This window comes from Paraburkholderia sp. JHI2823 (assembly GCF_038900695.1).
GTDB classification, from domain to species: domain Bacteria; phylum Pseudomonadota; class Gammaproteobacteria; order Burkholderiales; family Burkholderiaceae; genus Paraburkholderia; species Paraburkholderia mimosarum.
Window position 1 is genome coordinate 1 of record NZ_JAYMRY010000465.1, and the last position, 213, is coordinate 213.

1 protein-coding gene is annotated in these 213 nt (G+C 70.9%); it reads right to left on the bottom strand.

The features are described 5' to 3' along the window. A partial coding sequence (locus VSR34_RS39425; protein WP_342965336.1) for an Ig-like domain-containing protein occupies positions 1-213 on the bottom strand: 213 nt, incomplete at both ends.

Here is a 213-nt window from a genome sequence, read left to right on the forward strand (position 1 = left end):
CGTTGCCGCTCGGCTGGTTCACCGGCGTCGTCACCGAGTAGCTGCCGTCAGCGCCGGCCGTGGTCGTCTCCGACGTGCCGTCCGGATTCGTCACCGTCACCTTGCTGCCCGCTTCGGCCTTGCCCGACACCGTCAGGCTGCCGTCCGGATTCGTCGCCACGTTCACGCTCGGCGCGAGCGGCGGCGTCGTATCCGTCCAGGTCGCCTGGGTCG